At 62.8% G+C, this 3049-nt stretch carries 3 protein-coding genes; all 3 read right to left on the reverse strand.

From position 1 onward, the window contains the following. Positions 1-461, reverse strand: a 461-nt coding sequence (locus VN887_05705; protein HXT39499.1) for an ABC transporter ATP-binding protein, incomplete at its 3' end; no start/stop codon positions are given. 181 nt (positions 462-642) lie between these two features. Next, positions 643-2187 carry a serine hydrolase domain-containing protein gene (locus VN887_05710; GenBank protein ID HXT39500.1) on the reverse strand — a complete coding sequence of 515 codons (1545 nt, stop codon included), beginning with the start codon at positions 2185-2187 and terminating at the stop codon, positions 643-645. Positions 2188-2442: 255 nt separating this feature from the next. Then, positions 2443-3049, reverse strand: a 607-nt coding sequence (locus VN887_05715) for an FAD-dependent oxidoreductase (GenBank protein HXT39501.1), incomplete at its 5' end; no start/stop codon positions are given.

Raw genomic sequence — 3049 nt, forward strand, 5'->3', positions numbered from 1 at the left:
ATCAGGCGCCGCTTGAATCCGCCGGAAAGGGTCTGCGGTTTTTGATCGGCGTAAGGCCCGAGGCCGAACCGTTCGATTAACGCGTCAATGCGCTGCAAAATGTCCGCCTGGCGTGGACGATAGTAACGGCCCGTCTGCACCAGATTGCCGCGCACCGTGAATTCGCCATCAAACGTGTCGTCCTGCGTGCAAACACCGAGCGCGCGGCGCGCCCGGTCACCATCGTTTGCGAGGTCATGCCCGGCGATGCGGACTTGGCCGGCATCGGGTCGAAGAAATCCATAGCACATGCGCAACGTGGTCGTCTTGCCGGCGCCGTTCGGCCCCAACAATCCCAACACCTCGCCCGCACGGCATTCGAGATCAATGCCGTCCACCACACGCTTTCCGCCGAGCGCCTTGATCAGACCCCTGGCAACAAGCAATACATTATCACCGTCAGGTAATGTGTCATCGCGCATAGATGAATGCCGCGGCAGTGTGGTGATGTTTCTGGCGAAAGCAAGAGTCGCGCGATGCTCGGCCGCATATCGCAAGGGGTGGAGGGAGGCGTGGTGAGTGCTGCCCGCACGCCGTTGTTCCAGCGAGGCACCGACTTTTTCCGCCCAAAGTTCGCCGTGGTTGAGATCGTTCGAACAGAAATCAGGAGGCCAGATTCCAGGGGCACGCATCAGTCGCGCGGTCTGCGCGGCGTCGCGGGAAAAGCGCAAACAGCAGCGCAACACCTACCCAACCCACCAACAGCGCGGTGACGTAGTGAATGAACGGCACCATCCAGATGCTGAGGAACGGCGGCGGCAGTGGCAGCGGCATGCTCCGGGGCGCGTAGAAAACATACCACCACACGAGTGTCGCGAGAACCGGTGGCGCAATGATGCGCAGGCTGCATCGAAAGCGGGGCCAGGCCAGGCGTCGTTTGCCGCGCGCGATCTGTAGTCCGCACCACACCGCCGTCACGAACAGGAGTGCTCCCAGTCCGATCGCGATTTTCCACGCGATGCGGTTGATCCGGGGAGTGATTCCTTCCTCCGGATCAGGATCGGGCCCGGCATCCACGCCCAGGACGGTTTTCAACCAGAGCTTTTGCACGGCGACTTCGAATAGAAATCCCTGCGAGGAATTGTTGGCGACGACAAAGCCTTCGCGCCGGGTGGTGTCGATGAGGAAGTGCGCAGTCCAGCCCGGGTTGCCACCGAAATGCGCCAGCAACTTGTCAGCGTGGATGCCGGCGGGTGCGCTTTCGACTCCGTCAATGTTGGTCACGGAAAATCCGTATCCGAGTCCCTCCGGTTCGATCATGTTGGCGACGGTTTCCGGTTTCAGCACGCCGCGGCCGGGCGGTTCGCCGCGCGGACCGGTCGCGGCGGCGGCCGCGAATCGGGCGAAGTCGGGAACGGTGCACAGTTCGCTGCCGATGGCCTGCGACGCGAGTTGTCGGTAACCGATTTCCTCCTGCAACTCGCCGTAGGGCATCGGCGCGGCGTTCTCCAGCTCGCGCGTCCAGACCCATTGCACATTCAGCCCGAGCGGCGCGGTGACTTCGCGCTGCATGAACGCGGCGAAGGGTTCGCCGGTGACGTCTTCGATAATCATTTGCAGGAGGACGAAGCCGCCGCCGGAATAGACGTTGGTTGAGCCGGGCTGCCATTTGATTTCGACCGGACCGTTCACTTCGCCGAAGAGTTGGATCTGGTTTTTGCCTTCCAGAATTTCGACGAGGCTCGGCAACCGACGGCGCTGGTCGTAGTCGAGGAAGCCGTGGACGGTGAGGCCCGCGCGATGGGTGAGCAGGCGTCGAAGGGTGACGCCCGCTGGATCGAACTGCGAGGAGCGCAGTTGCCAGCGTTTCAAATAGCGATTGGCCGGCGCGTCGAGTTCGACTTTGCCCTGTTCGACGAGGCGCAGGATGGCCCAGGCGGTGAGCACCTTGCCGTTGGAGCCGTGATTGAAAACCATGTCCGGCTGCATGGGCGCGCCGGTCTTCAGGTTGGCGAGGCCGAAGGTCTTCGTCCAGGCCACGTCGCCATTGGTGATGCAGGAGATCACCGCGCCCGGCACGCGATACTTCGCGAGCAGACCGGGCATGCGTTCATCGAGCGCGCGCGCGAAAGGATCGTCAGGAGGCGCCGCGGCCTGGAGTGAAATGCCCAGGGCAAACATGAAGAAGAGACCCAGGATGCGCGGCATTGCGGTGAGTGTAGATCAGTATGGTTGGGTGTTGAAGGCCAAACCCAAACGTCCAACGTCCGAAGTTCAACGTTCCAGCGCGGTTGGTTGTTTACCATCCCCCTCACTCGTTTCTTGATTCATGGTATCCGGTCCTCCCTGACAGTCTGTCGGGCTGGCGGCTCGTTTCCACCCTATCCAGGCGGCGCGGCAGCACCGCCCGACCTGCCACGGAAAGGTTCGCGTGTAGGATTTCCGACCGGAGGCCAGCCATCGCTAAAGACCAAACCAGCGGGCCCGACGGCTCGAACCAAACAGTTCCTTGTCGGCGCGGAGGGCTACCGACGGTTCATGGTAGGTGGCCGTTGGACCCTCGGGATCGGAGAAGAAATCCACGTCCACGCGGCCAATCCTCCCGGCCCCGAACTCGATGTAGCAGGTGCCCGTTCCCTTGTGGGTCGCCGGGACCTCCTGATTCCGCAGGCGCGCGATCAACGTGGCGGCAACGGCGCGCGCCGCGCCCTCGGCGAAGTTGCCGGCTTTCGGCGTGCCCTGGCGTGCGCAATCGCCGATGGCGTACACGTCGGGAAAACGCGTTTCGAGGGTCCTGGGATTGGCCGGCACATAGCCGTCCACGGTCATGCCGCTTTCTTCAAGAAGCTTCGGGGCCCGGTGCGCCGGCACGCCCAGAAACAGGTCGTACGGAAACTCGCGACCGTCGTCGATGGTGACGATCCGTCGCCGTGTATCGACCGACCGCACTTCCTTGTCGGCGACGAAGGTAATGTTTCGCTCCGCAAATGCGGCCAGGAGTGCCTTCGAGGTTTCGGGAGACGGAGGGACCGGGGTTTCCAGCGGGAGGATCAGCGTGATCTCACACGCG

It is taken from the genome of Candidatus Angelobacter sp. (genome assembly GCA_035607015.1).
Taxonomy (GTDB): Bacteria; Verrucomicrobiota; Verrucomicrobiia; order Limisphaerales; family AV2; genus AV2.

Bases quoted from the DNA above. Each gene is read 5' to 3' on its own strand.
- VN887_05710 (HXT39500.1), bottom strand. From the start codon at position 2,187: ATGCCGCGCATCCTGGGTCTCTTCTTCATGTTTGCCCTGGGCATTTCA.